The organism is Undibacterium sp. Ji22W, from assembly GCF_049340305.1.
In the GTDB taxonomy this organism is placed as follows: domain Bacteria; phylum Pseudomonadota; class Gammaproteobacteria; order Burkholderiales; family Burkholderiaceae_D; genus Undibacterium.
Genome location: NZ_JBMPOU010000032.1, coordinates 1 through 261, shown reverse-complemented (window position 1 = coordinate 261; position 261 = coordinate 1). Strand labels below are relative to the sequence as shown.

At 52.9% G+C, this 261-nt stretch carries 1 protein-coding gene; it reads left to right on the top strand.

The genetic code is table 11. The features are described from left to right. Positions 1 to 261, top strand: a 261-nt coding sequence (locus ACO0KW_RS20465) for a Calx-beta domain-containing protein (RefSeq protein WP_423055189.1), incomplete at both ends; no start/stop codon positions are given.

Below are 261 nucleotides of genomic sequence, written 5' to 3'. Positions count from 1 at the left end.
ACGATGCAACACCAAGTTTGTCGATCAACGACGTGATCGTCAACGAAGCGGCTGGCACAGCGACCTTCACGGTCACCTTGTCGGCAGCGTCTGGCCAAACGGTTTCTGTTGGTTACAACACCAGCAACGGTACTGCAACAGCGGGTAGCGATTACACAGCAACGAGTGGTACCTTGACGTTCAATCCTGGTGTGACGACGCAAACGATCACGGTCAATATCGCCAACGATAGCGTGTTTGAGTTGTCGGAGAACTTCAACG